This window comes from Microbacterium esteraromaticum, assembly GCF_028747645.1.
GTDB lineage: Bacteria > Actinomycetota > Actinomycetes > Actinomycetales > Microbacteriaceae > Microbacterium > Microbacterium esteraromaticum_C.
The window spans coordinates 1995342-2015210 of record NZ_CP118100.1; the positions used below are offsets into that span (position 1 = coordinate 1995342).

At 67.8% G+C, this 19869-nt stretch carries 21 protein-coding genes; 1 reads left to right on the forward strand and 20 read right to left on the reverse strand.

The features are described 5' to 3' along the window. Positions 1 to 6 precede the first annotated feature (6 nt). The 19 genes from PTQ19_RS09380 to PTQ19_RS09470 all read right to left on the reverse strand — a co-directional run bounded on the left by PTQ19_RS09380 (position 7) and on the right by PTQ19_RS09470 (position 18304). Positions 7 to 930 (reverse strand): RluA family pseudouridine synthase, encoded by a 924-nt coding sequence (locus PTQ19_RS09380; RefSeq protein ID WP_179410541.1) that lies wholly within the window; start codon positions 928 to 930, stop codon positions 7 to 9. A 2-nt stretch (positions 931 to 932) separates the two neighbouring features. Continuing rightward, complete coding sequence (lspA, locus tag PTQ19_RS09385) at positions 933 to 1532, reverse strand: signal peptidase II (protein ID WP_274367119.1); 600 nt, start codon at positions 1530 to 1532, stop codon at positions 933 to 935. A gap of 7 nt (positions 1533 to 1539) precedes the next feature. Continuing rightward, on the reverse strand, positions 1540 to 2106 hold the full coding sequence (locus PTQ19_RS09390) for a DivIVA domain-containing protein (RefSeq protein WP_179410539.1): 567 nt from the start codon (positions 2104 to 2106) through the stop codon (positions 1540 to 1542). A gap of 145 nt (positions 2107 to 2251) precedes the next feature. After that, a complete protein-coding gene (locus PTQ19_RS09395; RefSeq protein ID WP_179410538.1) occupies positions 2252 to 2551 on the reverse strand; it encodes a YggT family protein in 300 nt (99 codons plus the stop codon). Between the two features lie 3 nt (positions 2552 to 2554). Continuing rightward, the gene (locus tag PTQ19_RS09400; RefSeq protein ID WP_179410537.1) at positions 2555 to 3028 is read right to left on the reverse strand and encodes a cell division protein SepF; all 474 of its coding nucleotides are present in this window, start codon (positions 3026 to 3028) and stop codon (positions 2555 to 2557) included. 44 nt (positions 3029 to 3072) lie between these two features. After that, complete coding sequence (locus PTQ19_RS09405; protein WP_274367120.1) at positions 3073 to 3750, reverse strand: YggS family pyridoxal phosphate-dependent enzyme; 678 nt, start codon at positions 3748 to 3750, stop codon at positions 3073 to 3075. Next, entirely contained in the window at positions 3747 to 4892 is a 1146-nt protein-coding gene (ftsZ, locus tag PTQ19_RS09410) for a cell division protein FtsZ (RefSeq protein ID WP_274367121.1), read from the reverse strand. Before ftsZ ends, PTQ19_RS09405 begins: the two co-directional genes overlap by 4 nt. 157 nt (positions 4893 to 5049) lie before the next feature. Further along, positions 5050 to 6063 carry an FtsQ-type POTRA domain-containing protein gene (locus tag PTQ19_RS09415; RefSeq protein WP_274367122.1) on the reverse strand — a complete coding sequence of 338 codons (1014 nt, stop codon included), beginning with the start codon at positions 6061 to 6063 and terminating at the stop codon, positions 5050 to 5052. A gap of 1 nt (position 6064) precedes the next feature. Next, positions 6065 to 7465, reverse strand: coding sequence for a UDP-N-acetylmuramate--L-alanine ligase (gene murC / locus PTQ19_RS09420; RefSeq protein ID WP_274367123.1), 1401 nt, complete (start codon positions 7463 to 7465; stop codon positions 6065 to 6067). Positions 7466 to 7477: 12 nt separating this feature from the next. Beyond that, the gene (locus tag PTQ19_RS09425; protein WP_274367124.1) at positions 7478 to 8551 is read right to left on the reverse strand and encodes a UDP-N-acetylglucosamine--N-acetylmuramyl-(pentapeptide) pyrophosphoryl-undecaprenol N-acetylglucosamine transferase; all 1074 of its coding nucleotides are present in this window, start codon (positions 8549 to 8551) and stop codon (positions 7478 to 7480) included. After that, positions 8548 to 9798: a peptidoglycan glycosyltransferase FtsW gene (locus PTQ19_RS09430; protein WP_274367125.1), complete on the reverse strand. Its 1251-nt coding sequence runs from the start codon at positions 9796 to 9798 to the stop codon at positions 8548 to 8550. The genes PTQ19_RS09425 and PTQ19_RS09430 overlap by 4 nt, the downstream gene beginning before the upstream one ends. After that, positions 9767 to 11299, reverse strand: a complete 1533-nt coding sequence (murD, locus tag PTQ19_RS09435) for a UDP-N-acetylmuramoyl-L-alanine--D-glutamate ligase (protein ID WP_274367126.1) — start codon at positions 11297 to 11299, stop codon at positions 9767 to 9769. Before murD ends, PTQ19_RS09430 begins: the two co-directional genes overlap by 32 nt. Continuing rightward, entirely contained in the window at positions 11296 to 12396 is a 1101-nt protein-coding gene (gene mraY / locus PTQ19_RS09440; protein WP_179410529.1) for a phospho-N-acetylmuramoyl-pentapeptide-transferase, read from the reverse strand. The genes murD and mraY overlap by 4 nt, the downstream gene beginning before the upstream one ends. Further along, positions 12393 to 13805 (reverse strand): UDP-N-acetylmuramoyl-tripeptide--D-alanyl-D-alanine ligase, encoded by a 1413-nt coding sequence (locus PTQ19_RS09445; RefSeq protein WP_274367127.1) that lies wholly within the window; start codon positions 13803 to 13805, stop codon positions 12393 to 12395. Before PTQ19_RS09445 ends, mraY begins: the two co-directional genes overlap by 4 nt. 33 nt (positions 13806 to 13838) lie before the next feature. After that, the gene (locus PTQ19_RS09450) at positions 13839 to 15623 is read right to left on the reverse strand and encodes a peptidoglycan D,D-transpeptidase FtsI family protein (RefSeq protein WP_274367128.1); all 1785 of its coding nucleotides are present in this window, start codon (positions 15621 to 15623) and stop codon (positions 13839 to 13841) included. Between the two features lie 33 nt (positions 15624 to 15656). After that, positions 15657 to 16223, reverse strand: coding sequence for a hypothetical protein (locus PTQ19_RS09455; RefSeq protein WP_274367129.1), 567 nt, complete (start codon positions 16221 to 16223; stop codon positions 15657 to 15659). Further along, positions 16220 to 17158 (reverse strand): 16S rRNA (cytosine(1402)-N(4))-methyltransferase RsmH, encoded by a 939-nt coding sequence (gene rsmH, locus PTQ19_RS09460; RefSeq protein ID WP_206820263.1) that lies wholly within the window; start codon positions 17156 to 17158, stop codon positions 16220 to 16222. The genes PTQ19_RS09455 and rsmH overlap by 4 nt, the downstream gene beginning before the upstream one ends. Before the next feature lie 97 nt (positions 17159 to 17255). After that, on the reverse strand, positions 17256 to 17687 hold the full coding sequence (gene mraZ / locus PTQ19_RS09465; RefSeq protein WP_179410524.1) for a division/cell wall cluster transcriptional repressor MraZ: 432 nt from the start codon (positions 17685 to 17687) through the stop codon (positions 17256 to 17258). 227 nt (positions 17688 to 17914) lie between these two features. Beyond that, positions 17915 to 18304 (reverse strand): DUF3040 domain-containing protein, encoded by a 390-nt coding sequence (locus tag PTQ19_RS09470; RefSeq protein ID WP_274367130.1) that lies wholly within the window; start codon positions 18302 to 18304, stop codon positions 17915 to 17917. 95 nt (positions 18305 to 18399) lie between these two features. On the opposite strand from PTQ19_RS09470, the gene PTQ19_RS09475 reads away from it, so the two are divergent. Then, positions 18400 to 19476 carry a polyprenyl synthetase family protein gene (locus PTQ19_RS09475; RefSeq protein ID WP_338000574.1) on the forward strand — a complete coding sequence of 359 codons (1077 nt, stop codon included), beginning with the start codon at positions 18400 to 18402 and terminating at the stop codon, positions 19474 to 19476. Positions 19477 to 19514: 38 nt separating this feature from the next. On the opposite strand, the gene PTQ19_RS09480 is transcribed toward PTQ19_RS09475, so the two are convergent. Then, on the reverse strand, positions 19515 to 19859 hold the full coding sequence (locus tag PTQ19_RS09480) for an Rv2175c family DNA-binding protein (protein WP_179410522.1): 345 nt from the start codon (positions 19857 to 19859) through the stop codon (positions 19515 to 19517). Positions 19860 to 19869 lie beyond the last annotated feature (10 nt).

Sequence of the window (19869 nt, forward strand, 5' to 3'; positions counted from 1 at the left end):
GCCAGGTCAGCGCCCCGGATCGAGCACGCGCAGGGCGTGCTGGAAGTCTTCCGGGTAGGGAGATTCGAACTGCACCCACTCCCCGGTCGCCGGGTGGGTGAACGCCAGCTGATGCGCGTGCAGCCACTGCCTCGTGAGCCCCAGGCGCGCCGACAGCGTCGGGTCCGCCCCGTAGAGCGGGTCGCCAACGCAGGGGTGTCGGTGCGCGGCCATGTGGACGCGGATCTGATGGGTGCGCCCGGTCTCCAGATGGATCTCGAGCAGCGACGCGCCGGGAAAGGCCTCGAGTGTCTCGTAGTGGGTCACCGATGGTTTGCCATCCGGCACGACGGCGAACTTCCACTGGTGGTTCGGGTGCCGGCCGATCGGTGCATCGATCGTGCCGCTCAGCGGGTCGGGATGCCCCTGGACGACGGCATGGTAGATCTTCTCGACCGTGCGTTCCTTGAACGCGCGCTTGAGCGCCGTGTACGCCGACTCTGTCTTGGCGACGACCATCAGACCGCTGGTGCCGACGTCCAGCCGGTGAACGACACCCTGCCGTTCAGGCGCGCCGGTCGTCGCGATCCGGAATCCGGCGGCTGCCAGAGCGCCGACGACCGTGGGGCCTTCCCAGCCCAGCGAGGGGTGTGCCGCGACGCCGGTGGGCTTATCGACCACGACGATGTCGTCGTCATCGTGAACGATGCCGAGCTCTGGCACCGCGATAGGCACGATCCGCGGTTCCTCTTTGGGACTCCAGCTGACATCGAGCCAGCCGCCGGCACGTAACCGGTCGGACTTGCCCAACGGCGCGCCGTCGAGTGTGACGCCGCCGGCCTCGGCGACCTCCGCGGCGAACGTGCGCGAGAAGCCGAGCATCTTCGCGAGGGCCGCGTCGACGCGCGCGCCGTCGAGCCCGTCGGGAACGGGAAGGCTCCGGGACTGCATGATCAGCTCTCGGGGGTGGCGGGCTTGGGCGCGCCGTCGGATGCCGGGACTTCGGTGCCCTCAGCAGCTTCAGCGGCGGCACGTTCGTGGTCGCGGTCGCGCGTGCCGTCGAAACGCAGGCCGATCAGCACCAGCAGAGCGACCGAGATCATGCCTGACACGATGAAGATGTCGGCGACGTTGAAGATCGCGGGCATCATCCAGGGCAGCGAGAGCATGTCGACGACCTCGCCGACCGGGAAGCCGGGGGCGCGGAACAGCCGATCGGTGAGATTCCCGAGCACGCCGCCGAGCAGACAGCCGAGAACGACGGCCCACAGCCTGGATTGGAGCCCGAAGGCCTTCCAGATGACGACGCCCGCGACGACGGCAAGGGCGATCGTGAAGATCCAGGTGTGGTCCTTGCCCAGCGAGAACGCTGCGCCCGGGTTGCGCACATAGAGCAGTTCGAAGAACTCACCGAGTACCGGGATGCGCTCCCCCTCGGACATGTTCTGCACGGTGAGCTGCTTCACGAACTGATCGGCGGCCAGTACGACGATCGCGAGAACCGCGACGATCGCACCGGCCGCCGACCTGTGAAGGGGACGACGTCCTGTCAAGAGTGACCTACAGGCCGATGGCCGAGACAGGCGTCGAGTCAGTGCTCGACTTCTGGTCGAGGTCGCGCAGCTGGCCCTCGATCATCGCGCGGAGCTTGCCGCGGTAGTCGCGCTCGAACTCGCGCAGTTCGGTGATGCGCGCCTCGAGGGTGTTGCGCTCGCGCTCCAGGCGTGCGGACTCCTCGCGCTGCTTCGCCTGCGCTTCGGTGCGGATGCGGGTGACCTCAGCCTCAGCCTCAGAGATGAGCTGCTGACGCTTGGCCTCACCCTCGGCGATGTGCTCGTCGTGCAGGCGCTGCGCCAGCTCGATGATGCCGGCAGAGGTGCCGGTCGCCGACGCGGCGTCGACAGGCGCCGGAGCAGCGGGTGCCGCCGGGGCCGGAGCGGGTGCGGCGGCTGCGCCGGACTCGAACGCCGCGAGCTTGGCCTTCAGGTCGTTGTTCTCTTCGAGAGTCTTACGCCATTCGACGACGATCTCGTCAAGGTAGTCGTCGACCTCTTCCGGGTCGAAGCCGTCCTTGAAGCGGACGTGCTGGAACTCCTTGTGGACGACGTCATCCGGGGTCAGTGCCATGGGTGGCTCCTCTTTCGATGAGTTCGGCTGCCAGTCGGTGAGAGCCGGCGCAACGGTTCAGTGTGCGCGCGCCCGGAGGTTCGCGCCTGGGAGCCAAGCATAGCCGCCCTGTCTGTGCGGCGCGACGATGCCACTCCGCGTGTGGTCAGGTGAGCGCCCGCACGATCGACATCAGGATGAGCACGCTGATCATCGTCAGCATGAATCCGAAGTCGAGCGCGATCGTGCCGAGCCGCAGCGGCGGAACGAGTCTGCGGAAGAAGCGAATGGGCGGATCGGTGACGGTGTACACCAGCTCGGCGGCGACCAGGCCCGCCCCCTTCGGGCGCCATTCCCTGTTGAAGAGCGGGATGTAGTCCAGCACCAGCCGGGCGATGAGCACGAGGATGTACAGCGTCAGCACCAGGTCGACGATGCCGCCGACGATGCTGAGAACGGTCGCCACGGATCAGGAGTCGAACGAGGCGGAGTCCGCCTGTGCGATCCCACCCTGCCCCGACACCGAGATGTTCTCGGGCGACAGCAGGAATACCTTGCTCGTGACGCGTTCGATGCGTCCGTACAGCCCGATCGACAGACCACTGGCGAAGTCGATCAGGCGGCGGGCGTCGGCATCGCTCATCTGCGAGAGGTTGATGATGACCGGCACGCCGTCACGGAAGTTCTCGGCGATGAGCTGTGCATCGCGGTACTGCTTGGGGTGCACGGTGAGGATCTCGTTGACTGCACCGCCGGCAGGCTGGCGCACCGCGGTCGGACGCCGCAGCGGAGTGACCGGGGCCGGCGCCTGCTCCTCGTGGTCGCGCTCGCGCTCACGTTCGCGCGTGGCGCGGGCGGGTGCTGGCGCGCTCTCCTCTTCGTAGACCCCTTCCTCGTCGGCGAGGCCGAGATACACCATGGTCTTCTTCAGTGGGTTACCCATCGTGTCCTCCGGTTCGAACGATGCGGGCTGGTCTGGCCTTCAGGCTAACCCCGGTCGGGGCGCGGCCCGGTGATTGCGGAACCGATCCGCAGGTGTGTCGCACCCGCGTCGATCGCTTCGACGAAGTCACCGGTCATGCCCGCCGAGATCCAGGTGGCCTCGGGGGCGAGCCGTTGGATGCCGTCTGCGACGTCACGCAGGCGCGCGAACGCCGCTGCGGGATCCTCATCAAGTGGCGCTACGGCCATCACTCCACGCAGTCGCAACGAGTCGAGACCGAGCACGTGCTCGGTGAGGCGCTCGGCGTCGGCGACTGTGGTGCCGCCCCGACCGGCATCGTGCGTGAGGTTGACCTGCACCAGCACGTCGAGCCGTGACTCATCGTCTGCCGCTCGGTGCAGACTGTCCGCAAGGCGGGTGCGATCGACGGAGTGCACGACGTCGGATGCCCGGCGAATCGCAGCTGCCTTGTTCGTCTGGGCCTGACCGATAAAGTGCCAACGCAGGTCGAGATCGTCGAGTTCCGCGCGTTTCGCCGTGAGCTCCTGCTGACGGTTCTCGCCGACGTCCGTCACACCGAGCGCGTGCAGATCACGCACCAGTGACGCGGGGTGGAACTTGGTCACGACGATGCGGGTGATCTCCCCCGGGTCACGTCCTGCGCGGCGCGCGGCGTCGGCGATGCGATCGTCGATCGCCGACAACCGCGCTGCAAGCGTCACTTCAGGAACTCGGGAATGTCGATGTCGTCGTCACTGAACGCCGGCTCCAGGCTCGGCGCCACCGCGGCGGGCCCGGCGGGGGCCGCAGACTTGGGCGCCTCGGACTCGACTTCCTGCTTCTGCTCGACCTCGACGTCCGGCACGGGAGCGGACGTCGAGCGCTCGACGATCATCGGCTCCAGACGGGGCGACGGGGCGCCACCATCGAACCCGGCGGCAATCACGGTGACACGCACCTCGTCGCCGAGAGTGTCATCAATGACGGTTCCGAAGATGATGTTCGCTTCGGGGTGCGCCGCTTCCTTGACGAGGTCTGCCGCATCGTGGATCTCGAAGATGCCGAGGTTCGATCCACCCTGGATCGACAGGAGCACACCATGGGCACCTTCGATCGAGGCCTCGAGCAAGGGCGACTCGACGGCAAGCTCTGCTGCCTTGATCGCCCGGTCCGCGCCCCGCGCGGAACCGATGCCCATCAAGGCAGAGCCCGCTCCCTGCATGACGGACTTGACGTCCGCGAAGTCGAGGTTGATGAGTCCGGGGGTGGTGATCAGGTCGGTGATGCCCTGCACACCGGCCAGGAGCACCTGGTCGGCGGTCGCGAACGCCTCGATCATCGAGATGCCGCGGTCGCTGATCTCCAGAAGTCGGTCGTTGGGAACGACGATGAGCGTGTCGACTTCTTCTTTGAGCTTGGCCACCCCCTGCTCGGCCTGGCTCTGGCGTCGACGGCCTTCGAAGGAGAACGGCTTGGTGACCACACCGATCGTGAGTGCACCGATCGACTTGGCGATGCGCGCGACGACAGGTGCGCCGCCGGTGCCCGTGCCCCCGCCCTCACCCGCGGTGACGAAGACCATGTCGGCACCGGTGAGCGCCTGCTCGATCTCTTCGGCGTGATCCTCGGCTGCGCGCCGGCCGACCTCGGGGTCTGCTCCCGCGCCCAGGCCACGGGTGAGTTCGCGTCCGACGTCGAGCTTGATGTCGGCGTCGCTCATCAGCAACGCCTGCGCATCGGTGTTCACGGCGATGAACTCCACACCGCGGAGTCCGAGTTCGATCATCCGGTTGACGGCATTGACGCCGCCACCGCCGACGCCGACGACCTTGATCACGGCGAGGTAGTTCTGGTTCTGGCTCATGGCCGGCCTCCGATATTCGAGCCTGACGTGGGACTAACCTTAAACCTCAACAAGAGGGTTAAACTGTTTCCCGGTATTGCGTTCTCGACTTCGACGGTATGCGCAAGCCACGCACGCGCGCGCAACGACACGGCGTGTCGCCGGGATCGCTGGCGGCTCATCCCGCGACGGGCACCGTGGGCGATGAGACGTCGAACGTACGGGCGTCCGGGGCGGCCTCGATCAGGCTCACCAGTACCTCTGCCTTGCGCACCGAATCCCCCTCGCCACCCCAGATGACGGTCTTGCCGTCACTCGTGCTGAAGCTGACGTCGTCGCCCGAGGAAGCCCGCACCTCGGTGACGGTTGCGCGCAGATCCGCGGGCAGCGATCGCATCACCAGTCCCGCGCTGCGGAACGCGGCCGAGTCGATGCCGCCGGAGACCTCCAGTCGCGGCTGGCCCTCCGGCTGCTCGGGCGTGGTCGCCAGGACGACGCCCGCGGAGTCGAGCAGCGAGTACCCGGCATCCGACTTCACGACGCCGATAGGCGTGCGTTCGACGATGCGCACCAGCAGCTCGTGAGGGGGCCGCGCCTCCAGCGCATACGTCTCGATGATGGGGAACTCCGTCAACGCCGACTTCACCTCGGCGCCGTCCACCAGTGCCAGCGGCACACCGATCTGCCCCTGCAACGCCTGCTGAACCTGCGTCGGATCCACGGACTCAGCACCGACCACCGTGATCTCGCGCACCGCGAACAACGGACTGTACGCGGCGACCACGCTGCCGAGCACGAGCGCTGCGACGGCACCGAGCGAAGCCCACCAGACGATACGACGTCGACGGGATCGCTGCGTGAACCGCCGGATCTCAGCACGCAGCGCCTTGCGCCGGGCACGGGCCGCGCGCCACACCTCGGTGCTGCGCACCTCAGCATCCGTCGACTCGCTCTCCTCGCGTCCATCAGCGATGGACTCTTCAGCGACGGGCCTACCGGCGACAGGCTCGATCACCTCGGTGATCGAGTTCTCGTCCGGTGCGTGCGGTGCCTCCGCAACCGCGGAGCCCTCGTTGCGTCCACGCCGGGCGCGAGCGGGCCGGGCAGCATCCTCGCGCGTGTCGGCGCCGTCCTCGGAGCGGTCCCGCCCAGGCTCGTCCGCCGACGCCGGGAGCGGTGCCGGGCGTCGCATATCAGGCCTCGGGGATGCGCCGAAGGGCGTCGAGCACCTGCGGGATGATCTGGTAGACGTTGCCGCAGCCGAGTGTGACGACGTAGTCGCCATCGCGGGCGACCTGCGCCGTGTAGTCGGCGGCGGCCTGCCACTCGGGCACGTAGTGCACGTGCGACGGGTCGGTGAACGCGCCGCTGACCAGCTCACCCGTCACGCCGGGGACCGGGTCTTCACGCGCACCGTACACGTCGAGCATCACCGTGTGGTCGGCAAGCTCCTCCAGCACCTCGGCGAACTCGCGGTACATGTGCTGCGTGCGCGAATACGTGTGCGGCTGCTGGATCGCGATCACCCGGCCGGCGCCGGCGACGCCGCGCATGGCCTCGAGCGCCGCGCGAACCTCGGTCGGGTGGTGGGAGTAGTCGTCGTAGACGTGCACGCCGCGCGCCTCGCCGTGCAGCTCGAGCCGACGGACGGTGCCGGCGAACCCCTCGACCGCGCGCACGGCGTCGGGCAGTGTGTAGCCCAGCGTGATCAGAACGGCAACGACACCGGTGGCGTTGATCGCATTGTGCACGCCGGGTACCGCCAGCTGCATGCGCGCCGACGCGTCCGCGTGTGTCAGCGTGGCAGAGACGCCGCCGGCGGTCTCGATGTCACTCACGCGCACATCGGCATCCGCGGCTTGACCGAAGGTCACCACGTGCGGATGCCCGAGACCGGCGCGCACGCGCTGCGCACCGGGGTCGTCGCTGGAGATGACGACGGCCTCACGGGCCTCGTCGCCGAAGCGGACGAAGGCATCGTAGAACGCGTCCTCCGAAGCGAAGAAGTCCAGGTGGTCGGGGTCGACGTTCGTGATCAACGCGATCGAGGTGTCGTACAGCAGGAACGTGCCATCGGACTCGTCGGCCTCGATCACGAACAGCTCGTCGGTTCCTGAGGCGCTCGACGCGCCCAGCTGCTCGATCACTCCGCCGTTGACGAAGCTCGGGTCCGCATCCAGCGCCTGCAGAGCCGTCACCAGCATCCCGGTCGAGCTCGTCTTACCGTGCGCGCCGGCGACCGAGACAAGTCGACTTCCGCCGATCAACCAGAACAGCGCCTGCGACCGGTGGATGACGTGCAGCCCGCGCTCCTTGGCCGTGACGAACTCCGGGTTCTCGGGCCAGATCGCTCCCGTGTGGATGACCGTGTCGGCGTCGCCGAGGTGCGCTGCGTCGTGCCCGACATGCACGGTGGCCCCCGCCGCGGCCAGCGCGCGCAGGTTGTCGCTGTCGGCGCGGTCGGAGCCGGACACGCGGATGCCCGCATCGAGGAACATCCGGGCGAGGCCGCTCATGCCCGAGCCACCGATGCCGATGAAGTGGGCGGAGGTGATCGTCTCGGGGATGGGAAGAGAAAGGTCAGGTCTGATCATGGCGTCCTCAGTCTACTTTTGCGCCAGTGCGCGATCGATGAGCGCGACGAGGTTCTCGGTGCCCGTACGGGTACCGACGAACTGCGCGGACTCCGCCATGGCGGCGATACGCGTGGCATCCGACAACAGCGGCACGATGCGTTCGCGCACGGCGTCGCCGTCGAAGCCCGCATCGTCCATCAGCAGGGCCGCCCCGGCCGTGACCGCGGAGGCCGCATTGAGCCGCTGTTCACCGTTGCCGACCGCATAGGGAACGTAGACGGCGGGAATGCCGAGCGCGCTGATCTCGCTGACCGTCGCCGATCCCGAGCGCGACACGATCAGGTCGGCCAACGCGAAGGCGAGATCCATGCGGTCGATGTAACGGCGCTGCGTGTAGCCGGGCACGTCAGGGTCGGCGAGGTCACTGCGCTCCCCCGTGGCGTGCAGCAACTGCCAGCCCGTGTCCAGCACGTCGCGCCAGGCATCGCCGAAGGCCGTGTTCAGACGCAGGGCTCCCAGCGACCCACCGAAGACCAACAGCACCGGGCGTTCGGGGTCGAGCCCGAACTCCGCCGCGGCTTCGGCGCGCAGCGCCTGGCGGTCGAGGTCGACGACCTCGCGACGAAGAGGCATGCCCACGACCTCTCCGCGCTTGAGCGGCGTGCCCTCGAAGGCGACGCCGACCGCGGCGGCCCGACGAGCTCCGAGCACATTGGCCAGGCCCGGCTTGGCGTTGGCCTCATGTACGACGAACGGCACGTTCTCTCGGCGCGCGGCTACGTAGGCCGGAGCCGCGGCGTATCCGCCGAACCCCACCACCACGTCCACGCCGCGTTCGCGGATGTAGTCGCGCACCCGTCGGACCGCGCGACGGAAGCGCGAGGGAAAGGCGAGGGCGTCGCCGTTCGGACGGCGAGGAAAGGGCACCTTGTCGACGATCAGCAGCTCGTAGCCGCGTTCGGGCACCAGACGCGCTTCCAGTCCTTCTCGCGTGCCGAGCACGAGCACGTCGGCGCTCTCGCGCTCGCGCAGCAGATCGGCGACGGCGAGCAGCGGATTGACATGGCCGGCGGTGCCACCGCCGGCCAGGAGGTACGTGGTCACTTCGTCTCGCTTCGCTCGCTCGGTACAGACACCCTGGCGACCTTACCCCGTTCGGGTGCGGAAGGATCTGAGGCGGGCATGGTACGGGCGAACGCCAACAGCACACCGCACGCCATCAGCACCGACAGCAACGCCGTGCCCCCCTGCGACATGAACGGCAGGGGAACGCCGAGCACCGGGAAGACACGCAGCACGACACCGATGTTGATCAGGGCCTGCCCGACGATCCACACGACGATGCCACCGGTGGCCACCCGGATGAACGGGTCATCCGTCTTGCGGATGATGTGGAACGCCCCGACGGCGAAGGTGCCGAACAGCGCCAACACGATCAGGCCGCCGATCAGGCCGAGTTCCTCGCCCACGATCGCGAAGATGTAGTCGTTGGCGGCGGCAGGCAGCCAGCCGTACTTCTCCTGGGAGTTGCCGAGGCCCACGCCGAAGATCCCGCCATTGGCCATGCCCCACACGCCGTGCACCGCCTGATAGCACTCGTCTTTGATGTCGCACGCCTCGGGATTGAGCGCCGCAAGGATGCGCGTCATGCGATTCTCGCTGGAGAGCGCGTAGAAGAGCACCACGATGACGCCGAGGATCAGCGGCAGGATGAACAGCCGCAGCTTCACGCCCGAGAAGAACAGGCACCCCAGCACGGCGAGCACGAGCACCATCGCGGTACCGAGGTCGCTACCGCCGATGACGGTGCCGATCACCAGGATCGACACGGGCACGACCGGGATGAACACGTGGTGCCAGATACCCAGCCGGGCCTGCTTGCGCAGCAGCACGTAGGCGATCCACAGCACCAGCGCGAGCTTGAGGAACTCCGAGGGCTGCAGCTGGAAGCCTGCGATCTTGATCCAGTTGGTGTTTCCGTAGGACGACACCCGAATTCCGGGCACGAAGACGAGCAGCTGCATCGCCGTGGCCAAGATCAGTGCCGGCCAAGCGATGCGGCCGAAGAACTTCACCGGGAGCCTGCTGATCAGCAGCATCAGCGGCAGGCCGATCAACGCGAAGATGCCCTGTTTGAGTGCGTCGTCGAACGGTGCGGTCGGATTCGCGCTGGTCGCCGAGAGCACCATCACCAGGCCGAACAACGTGAGCAGTACCGCCGTGGAGGCGATCATCACGAACTCGGTCGAGGGCGGGGTGAACAGCCTTCCGAGTGTCACCCGGGCCGCGAGTCCGCGGCGCTCGTCGACGGGCTCGCCGTCAGCGCTGCGCGGGCGATTCCTCTGCGTCATCCGCGCTCCCCCGCTCGATCCATGTGCGCACCGCTTGCGCGAAGCGCACTCCCCGGTCCGCGTATCCCGTGAACTGGTCGAAGGATGCCGCCGCGGGTGCCAGGAGCACAGTGCCCTGCCCCTCGGCGATCTCCGCCGCCAGCTCCACGACGCGATCCATGACCTCTCCAGTGTCACCGGGAACGACCTCGTACACGGGCACGAGTGGCGCGTGTCGTTGGAACGCGGTCAGCACCGGCTCACGGTCGATGCCGATGATCAGCGCGGCGCCGGCGCCGACGCCGACCTCGGCGATCAAGTCCGAAAGGTCGACGCCCTTGAGGTCACCGCCGACGACCCAGATCGCACCAGGGTACGCGCGCAGTGACGAGGCAGCGGCGTGCGGGTTCGTCGCCTTCGAATCGTCGACCCAGCGGATGCCCGCATGCTCGGCGACGAGCTGAATCCGGTGCGCGTCGAGCTCGAAGGTGCGCAGCGCGTCATGAATCGCGGCCGGCTCGACTCCCAGCGAGCGCGCCAGCGCCGATGCCGCGAGGATGTTCATCACGATGTGCGGCGCAGAGAGCCCGACCGAGCGCAGTTCGTCGACGGTGATCAGCTCGAGTGCGCTGTGGCGACGATCGGCGTGGAAGGCGCGGTCGACGAGGATGCCGTCCACGACCCCCAGGTCGCTGGGCCCCGGCGTGCCAAGGTCGAAGCCGATCGCCCGAGCGCCCTCGACGACGTCGGCCTCCTCGACCATGAGCTGGGTGGCGAGGTCTGCCTTGTTGTAGACGCAGGCGATGCGGGTGTTGCGATAGACGACGGCCTTCGCGTCACGGTAGGCGTCGGCGCTGCCGTGCCAGACGAGATGGTCGTCGGCGAGGTTCAGGCACGTCGCCGCATAGGGAATCGGCTGGCCCGCGGGCTCGGACTGCCCCAGGTACCACAGCTGATGACTGGACAACTCGACCACCAGCACGTCGAATCCGCCCGGGTCGCGAACGGCATCGAGCACGGGAACGCCGATGTTGCCGCACGGCGCGGCACGCAGACCGCCGGCGCTCAGCAACGTCGCCGTGAGCTGCGTGGTGGTGGTCTTGCCGTTGGTTCCGGTGATCAGCACCCACTCGGCGGGGGTGCCGTCGGCGCGCACGACCTTGTCGCGCACGCGCCACGCGAGTTCGATGTCGCCCCACAGCGCGATACCGGTCTCGCGCGTCCAGCGGACGATCGGATGCGCCGGAGCGAAGCCCGGTGAAGCGATGACGACCTCCGGGTCGAACGCTCGAAGCGCATCGGGGACCTCATCGAGCGGCCCCAGTTCGAGCCGCGCTCCGATCACCGGTACCAGACGTGCGTACTCCTCGGATGCCCCCTCGGAGAGCACGAGCACTTCGGCACCGAGTTCGGTGAGGGTGTCGGCCACCGAAAACCCTGTCATCGACAGGCCCAGCACGGCGACGCGTAGGCCCGACCAGTCGGCATGCCAGCTGGTGAGGCCGTCCAGACGCGCGCTCATACCTGGATCAGCCAATCGACGTAGAACAGGCCGACGGCCGAGACGGCGAGGAGCCCCGCGATGATCCACAGCCGAACGACGATCGTGACCTCGGCCCACCCGCGCATCTCGAGGTGGTGGTGGAACGGACTCATCAGGAACAGGCGCTTGCCGCGGGTGAGCTTGAAGTAGGCGCGCTGCAGGATCACCGAGCCCGACGAGAGCACGAAGATACCGGCGATCACCAGCAGCAGCAGCTCGGTGCGGGTCAGGACTGCCATGGCAGTGATGACACCGCCGATCGCCATCGACCCGACGTCACCCATGAAGACCTTGGCCTTGGGTGCGTTCCACCACAGGAACCCGACGAGTCCGCCCGCGAATGCGGCCGAGACCGTGGCGAGGTTGAGGGGCTCGCGCACCTCGTAGCAGCCGGCCGCCGCCATCGCCTGTCCGACGCAGGACTGCTTGAACTGCCAGAAGGCGATCAAGCTGTAGGCGCCGACGACGAAGACACCCGCACCGGCGGCGAGGCCATCGAGGCCGTCAGTGAGGTTGACACTGTTCGACGTAGCGACGCCGAGGATGGCGATCCACAGCAGGTACAGGATCCACCCGAGCACGGCGCCGAACGCGAACAGGTTGAGCCAGGGAATGTCACGGAACAGCGATACGTGGCCGCTGGCCGGGTACTGGCCGAGGGCATTGGGGAAGTTCAGGGCGACCACGCCGAACGGGATCAGCACCAGCAGCTGCCCGACGATCTTTCGCCAGCCCGACAATCCCAGGCTGCGCTGGCTGCGTACCTTCATGTAGTCGTCGACGAATCCGACCACGCCGAAGCCGACCATCAGCCAGAGCACCAGGATCGCCGACAGCGCCGGAGTCGTACCGCCGAAGAAGGTGCCCGCGAAGTATCCGACGATCGTGCCGAGGATGAAGATCACGCCGCCCATGGTGGGCGTACCGCGCTTGGCCTCGTGGCTCGGGTTGGAGATGTCCTCCGGGGTGCGGATCACCTGCCCCCAGCCGATCCGGCGGAAGATCTTCAGGAAGACGGGGGTGAGGAAAAGGGTGAAGGCGAGCGAAATCGCCGTCGCCATGAGCAAGGATCTCACGAGAACAATTCTCCCAGACGATCGCCGAGGTGCCGGAGCCCGACGGAGTTGGATGACTTCACCAGCACGCGGTCACCCGCACGCAGCTCGGTCTTGAGGTATTCGAAGGCAGCATCCTGATCCGGCAGGTGCACCGCCTCGCTGTCCCACGATCCTTCGCCGACGGCGGCGAGATACAGCCGTCGCGCCTCGGGACCGACCACGACGATACGGCGGATGTTCAGTCGAACCGCGAGCAGGCCGATGCGGTCATGCTCATCGCCGGCGGTCTCGCCGAGCTCGCTCATGGCACCGAGCACGGCGACCGTCCGCTCGTCAGGACCGGTGATCTGCGCGAGGGTGCGCAGCGCGGCGGCCATCGAGTCGGGGCTGGCGTTGTATGCATCGTTGATGATCTGCACGCCCTCACCACCCATCGGCTGCATGCGCCAGCGCTCGGCGATCTCGACCGTCTCGAGGCGCGCGATGGCATCCGCGGTGGAGACACCGAGCACGCGGGCCGCAGCGATCGCCGCCAGGGCATTACTCACGTGGTGCGCACCGAGCACCTTGAGGCGCAGTGGCGCGCTCTCGCCACCCGCGAGGACGACGCACGAGGTACCCGACGCGGTGACCTCGAGCTGTTCGGCGCGCACGTCGGCGCCGGAGTTCTGTCCGAACCCGACCACTGACATCCCGCGTCCGAGCGCCAGATCGCGCATCGCCCAGACGCGCGGGTCATCGGTGTTCAGCACGGCGGTACCGTCGGCGCGCGCCGCAGTGACCAGCTCGGACTTCGCCTCGGCCGTCGCCTCGATGCCGCCGAAACCGCCCGCGTGAGCGAGGCCGACCATGAGCACGACCGAGACGTCCGGAGTCACCAGCCCTGCGAGCCGGGCGATGCTGCCGGCGCCTGCTGCGCCGAACTCACTGACGAGGAACCTGGTGCTCTCGGTCACCCGCAGCATGGTGAGCGGAGCGCCGACCTCGTTGTTGTACGAACGCACCGGAGCGATCGTCTCACCCTCGTCGGCGAGGATGCGCGCAAGGAAGTTCTTCGTGGTGGTCTTGCCGTTCGATCCCGTGATGCCGACCACCTTCAGGTCGCCAGCGGCGCGTACGCGCGCCACGACGGCCTGGGCGAACGCCGCCAGCGCGTCGATGACATCCGAGACGACGATCTGGGTGATGTCCGCCTCCACCGGACGCTCGACGATCGCGAGCACGGCACCGGCGGCGGCCGCCGAACCGACGAAGCGGTGTCCATCGGTGTGCTCACCCGGCTTGGCGACGAAGATGGCGCCCGGCGTCATCTCACGCGAATCGGTGTCGACGTTTCCATCGACGACTGTGGCCTCGGTATCGGTTCCGAACAGGCGCAGTTCACCGTCGAGGATCTCGGCGATCTCTGCGAGCGACAGGGCGATCATGTGGCATCTCCATGCGCGGCGGCGGGTCGCCGGCTAGTCGAATTTGGGAAGCAGCTCATCCATCGGCTGCGACGAGGGCGCGACCTTGTACGTCTTCAGCACCTGCGTCATCGCCTTCTGGAAGGCGCTGGCGGTGGCCGCCGAAGTCCTAATCTTAGTCGGCTCGTCCAACGTGACCAGAACGACGTACTGCGGATCCTCGATCGGAGCGATCCCCGCCATGTTGGTGAAGTAGATGCCCGGCTTGTATCCGCCCTTGCCGTCGGGCTTCTGTGCGGTACCGGTCTTCATGCCGATCCGGTAGCCGGGCACCTCGACGGCGCTGGCCAGTCCACCCTGTACGGCGACGTTCTCCAGCATCCGGTTCACTTGGTCGGCGGTCTGCTCCGAGACGATCTGCTCCGGCTCGGGAGAATCTGGCTTGACGACGGTGCCGTCGGCGAGGGTACACGACTCAACGAGCGAGAGCGGCACCTTGAGCCCGCCGTTGCCGAGCGCCTGATAGGCACCGGCGATCTGCGCCGGTGTGACGGTGAAGGCCTGGCCGAACGTCGTGGTGTACAGCGTCTGGTTATCCCAGGTGTTGGGGTCGTGGATCAGTCCCTGCTGCTCCGCAGGAAAACCGACCCCGGTGGCGTCGCCGACCCCGAACCGCTGCAGGTAGTCGTAGCGGGACTGCGCCGACACCTTCGCGCCGAACTTCGACATCGACACGTTGGACGAGTCGATCAGAGCTCCCGCGAAGGTGTAGTCGTACACCGGGTGGTAGAACGGGTCGTTGACGACCGCCCCGTTGGGGAAGACCTCGCGCGACGGCGCCGTGACGCTGCTGAGCGGCGTGGCAGCGCCCTGGTCGATCACCATGGCCGCGGTGACCGGCTTGAATGTCGATCCCGGTTCGTAGGCATCGGCGAAGATCTGCGACATCCAGTACTTCTGCGAAACCGAGTCGATGTCGTTCGGGTCGACCGTGGGGTACTCGGCCATCGCACGGATCTTGCCCGTCGCCACCTCGACGACCGTGACCGACCCCGCCTGCGCGCCTTGCTTCTTCGCCTCTTCAGCGATCATCTGCTGCAGGTACCAGTTCAGGTCGCTGTCGATCGTGAGCTGCACGGTTCCGCCGTCCACCGCAGGTGTCGTGCGTTCGCTGCCCGGGATCTTGACGCCGCCCTGGCCGCGAAGGTACGTCACTTCGCCGTCGGTCGCCGACAGGCACTGGTCCTGCATGCGCTCGATACCGTACTGCGCCTCTCCCGACCCGTTGAGGAAACCGACGGCGCTCCCCGCGACCGCGCCGTTCGGGTAGACCCGCACCGAGCGAGGTTTCATGTGCAGATACACAAGGTCGAGTTCGCGCAGCTCGAGATACTGCTCGGTGTTGAGCCCCTTGGCGACCGGCAGATACTGCGACTCCGGATTCTCCGCGAGGCGCTCCTCCACCGCGGCACGCAGTTCCGCGCCGTCGTCCCCGGTGACCTGTGCGATTCGTTCACTGGCCTCTGCCCACGGGATCTCGGGCTTCTTCTTCGGATCGTTCTCGATAGTGTCGATGACCAACGGCGACAGTTCGGCGTCGTAGACCAGCACGCTGGATGCCAGCACGGTGCCGTGCTCGTCGACGATGTCTCCCCTGGTGCCCTCGATCGTTCTCGTCGTGCCGAGATTGCCGTCGTTGACGCCCTGGGCGACGTGTTCGTCGGCATGCACGATCTGGATGTCGACCAGACGGAAGATGAACGCCGCCAGCACCATCAGGACGACGGCGAGGGCGACGACGGTGCGGCGCCGCGGACCGCGGGTGGCTCGTGTCGTCATGCGGGTCTCCGTCCGGGCGGGCTTTCAGTGCGGCTATCGGGTCGTGGGCGAGGGCAGTCCGTCGGTGACGGTCGGTGGCAGCGCGGGCCCGGTGTCCGACGCCGTGGCGTCGTCCGCCGGTGCTTCGTCCTGCGGCGGCATCTCCGGCGGCGGCAAAAGAAGCGCGTTGCCCACCGACGTGGAGCCGTTGGGGTTGACCGTCGACGTCCAGTCGGCGACGTCTCCGGACCCGAGCACGGTTCCGTCGCTCACTCGCAGGTACGACGCCGAACCAGCGACGACGAGACCCAGGGTGTCAGCCCTGCTGGCCAAGGACTGCGGCGAGCTCAATCCCACGATGTTCTCGTGCAGCGCCTGCTTCTGCAGGTCGAGATCGTGCTGCTGGCTGGTGAGCTGCGCCAGCACGAAGGCGTCTTGCGTGGTCGCGAACGAGATCCCCACCTGCGCTGCGCCGATGGCGAGGGCCCCCGCGACGGCGAGTGCGGCGTAGGCGACCTTCGGTCGCCGCCGCGGCTCCGGCGCGACCAGCGCGCGCAGGCGCCGCCGCGGCTCCGACCGCGGGGTCTCCTGCGGATGCGCACGTGCGGTCTGCAGGCTCATGTCGGCTCTCGCAGTTTCTCGGCTGCCCGCAGGCGCACCGGGATCGCACGCGGATTGCGCGCGCGCTCGTCGTCATCGGCGAGTTCGGCCCCCTTCGTCAGCACCCGGAAGCGTGGAGCGTGCTCGGGTAGTTCGACCGGAAGCCCTGGTGGTGCGGTCGATGCCGAGGCGGCGGCGAAGGCCTGCTTGACCAGTCGGTCCTCCAGCGACTGATAAGACATCACGGCGATGCGACCGCCGACGGTCAGTGCGTCCATGGCGGACGGAATCGCGTCGGCCAGCACGCTCAGTTCGGAGTTGACCTCGATACGCAGCGCCTGGAACACGCGCTTGGCGGGGTGACCGGCGCGCTGTGCGGCGGCCGGCGTCGCGGCGACCAGCAGGTCGACGAGCTCACCCGATCGGACGATCGGCTGTTTGTCGCGCGCCGCCACGATGAAGCGGGCGTAGCGACCGGCCAGCTTCTCTTCGCCGTAGCGCTCGAAGATGCGTCGCAGTTGCCCCTCGCTGTACTCGGCGATGATGCTCGCTGCCGTGCGGCCCTTCGTCTGATCCATCCGCATGTCCAGCGGTGCGTCCTTCGAGTACGCGAAACCGCGGTCCGCCTCGTCGAGCTGTAGCGACGACACGCCCAGGTCGAAGAGGATCGCGTCGGCGCCCTGCGCGTGCAGGCCGATCTCGTCGTACACGGTGTGCACGAGCGTCACGCGGTCCCCGAACGGCGCCAGCCTCTCACCGGCGATGCGCAGCGCGTCGGTGTCTCGATCGAGTCCGATCAGGCGGATGTTCGGGAAGCGCTCCAGGAACGCCTCGGAGTGTCCTCCCATGCCGAGGGTGGCGTCGACGAGCACGGCGCCGTCGTGTCGCAGTGCGGGCTCGAGCAACTCGACGCAGCGGTCCAGCAATACAGGTGTGTGTATGTCGCGGATACTCATGATCTCTCTCCCGTGACCTCCGGCTCTGATTCCTCTCCGCTCGACCCGGCACCGGGGAAGTGTGTCGGGGCGGAGCGGCGAGGCATCACAACCGGGGTCAGAACAATCCGGGAATCACCTCCTGTTCCAGATCGGCGTAGGACTCTTCATTGCTTTCCAGGTAGTCGTTCCAGGCGGCCGCATCCCAGATCTCGGCGTGGGCGCCGACTCCGGTGACGACCAGCTCCTTGCCCAGGCCGGCGTACTGGCGCAAGTGGGCGGGGAGCGTGATGCGGTTCTGACTGTCGGGCATCTCGGCGCTCGCACCCGACAGGAACATGCGCAGGAAGTCCCGCGCCTGCTTGTTGCTCAGTGGGGCCTGACGGATGCGCTCATGGAGCTGCTCGAACTCGGCGGTGCTGAACACGTAGAGGCAGCGTTCCTGCCCGCGGGTGACGACGACTCCCCCGCCGAGATCCTCACGGAACTTCGCGGGCAGGATGACCCGGCCCTTGTCATCGAGCTTCGGCGAATGCGTCCCCAAAAGCACCGGTCATCACCCCCCTGCGTCCGGCCGACCGAGGTGCGCACCACTTTACTCCACTTCCCTCCACTTTCACTCCCCCTTTCTGACGCATTCCCAGGCACCTCCCGGTTCGGGCGGCAAAAACCCCGTGATCACGCGGATCCACGGGGTGGAGGACAGTGGAGGAAAATCACCGCCGAAACGCAGAAGAGCCCGGATGCTATGCATCCGGGCTCTGTCAGCGGATCAGATCAACGTTCTTCTTGGCGCCGATCCCAGCGGTCGTTCATCTTGTCCATGAACGAGGTGTCCTGAGGATTGGCGCCGCCGCGCGGGGCCTGTGCGGGCGCGCCGCCGCCGGCGCGTCGCACCGGGGTGAACGCGAGGATGACACCACCGAGCATCGCGAGGAACGCGACGACACCGATGACGATGCTGCCGACCGGGCCCAGGCTGGCGCCGAGCGCTACGGCGGCGATGAGACCACCGACGCCGACGAGCAGCAGCACGGCCCCGTAGACCAGGTTTCGGTAGCTCAGCGCGCGGTCGCCTGTTGGCGCGCTGACCACGTCTGCGTCATGCTGCAGGAGATGGCGCTCCATCTCGTCGAGCATGCGCTGCTCTTGTTCGGAAAGAGGCATGTCCAACCCCCTCGGTTCGGTCTATCCAGTCTAGCCGCGCGCGGCCCGCTCGGCTAGCCAAGCACCCCCGGATTCCTGCATCTAGGCTGGGAATCGTGTCTTCTTCGCTCGCGCTCGATGCCGTAGCCGCCCGCCTCGGCCGTTTCCTCGATGAGATCCGCGGCAGCAGTGCCGAGTACGGCCCCGACGCCGCCCTGTTCATTGATGCGGCAGCCGCCACACTCGCCGGCGGCAAGCGACTGCGCGCCCGGTTCTGCCACGCCGGCTGGCATGCGGCATCCGGGCGCGTCGCGAGCCCGCAGGACGAGGTGTGGGGCCTGGCTGCTGCACTGGAGATCTTCCAGTCCGCCGCGCTCGTGCACGACGATCTCATCGACAACTCCGACACCCGCCGCGGCAAGCCGGCGTCGCACCGCGCTCTCGAGGCGGCGCATCGCCGGGCGGGATGGCACGGCGACGCCGAGGCGTTCGGCCGTTCCACCGCCGTGCTCCTCGGAGACCTGCTCGTCGCCTGGAGCGACGACCTGCTCGAGCAGACCCTTGTCGGGCATCCGCATGCCGCTGCCGCCCGTGCCGAGTACGCCCGAATGCGACGCGACGTCACGATCGGCCAGCTGCTCGATGTCACCGAGGAGTCGGCGTGGAACACCTCTCCGACCACCTCGCCGCTCGACCGGGCTTTGCGCGTGGCCGCACTGAAGTCGGCGCGGTACAGCGTCGAGGAGCCGATCGTTCTCGGGGCGACGCTTGCCGGCGCCGAGCCTGGATTGCTCGACGCGTTGCGCGCGTTCGGACACCCCGTGGGCATGGCTTTCCAGCTGCGCGATGACGTGCTCGGCGTGTTCGGCGACCCCGCAGTGACCGGCAAACCCGCCGGCGACGATCTGCGCGAGGGCAAGCGCACCGCGCTCGTCGCCGTCGCGCGCGAGCGGCTGACGCCGGAGGAACGCGAGCGCTTGGATGCGGGCCTCGGCGATGCGGGACTATCGGATGCTGACGTCGAGACGATTCAGACGCTGATCCGTTCCAGCGGCGCGCTCACCCACGTCGAGAAGATGATCGACGACTACACCGCGGCCGCGGAGCGGGCGCTGGGCGCGCTACCGGTCGAGTCCGGCGCGGCCGACGAGCTGGGTGCGCTGGCGCAGGCCGCGATCGCCCGTTCCGCGTGACCGCAGTCGGTCACATCACGCACACGCGGCGAACGGGGTTACGCGAGGGCGCGCGCCACGCGTCGAACCTCGCTCTTATGGCCCGCCAGGAGAGCGGCAATCGGCGAGCGGCCAAGCGTCTCTTCCTCGGCCAGGAGCCAATCGATGATCTCGTCGTCCGAGAACGCGGCGTCCTGCATCACGATCACCGTGCCGCGCAGCGCGGGTAGCGGGCGACCGTCGGCGATGAACACCGCGGGAACGGCGAACGCACCACCGCGGCGCGAGCCGATCAGGTAGCGCTCGTCGAGCAGGCGGCGTACGCGGCCCGGCGTCTCGTCAAGGGCGTCGACGAGTTCGGGAATCGTCAGCCAGGCAGAGGTATCCGGTGCGTTCTCAGTCACCCCTCCACTA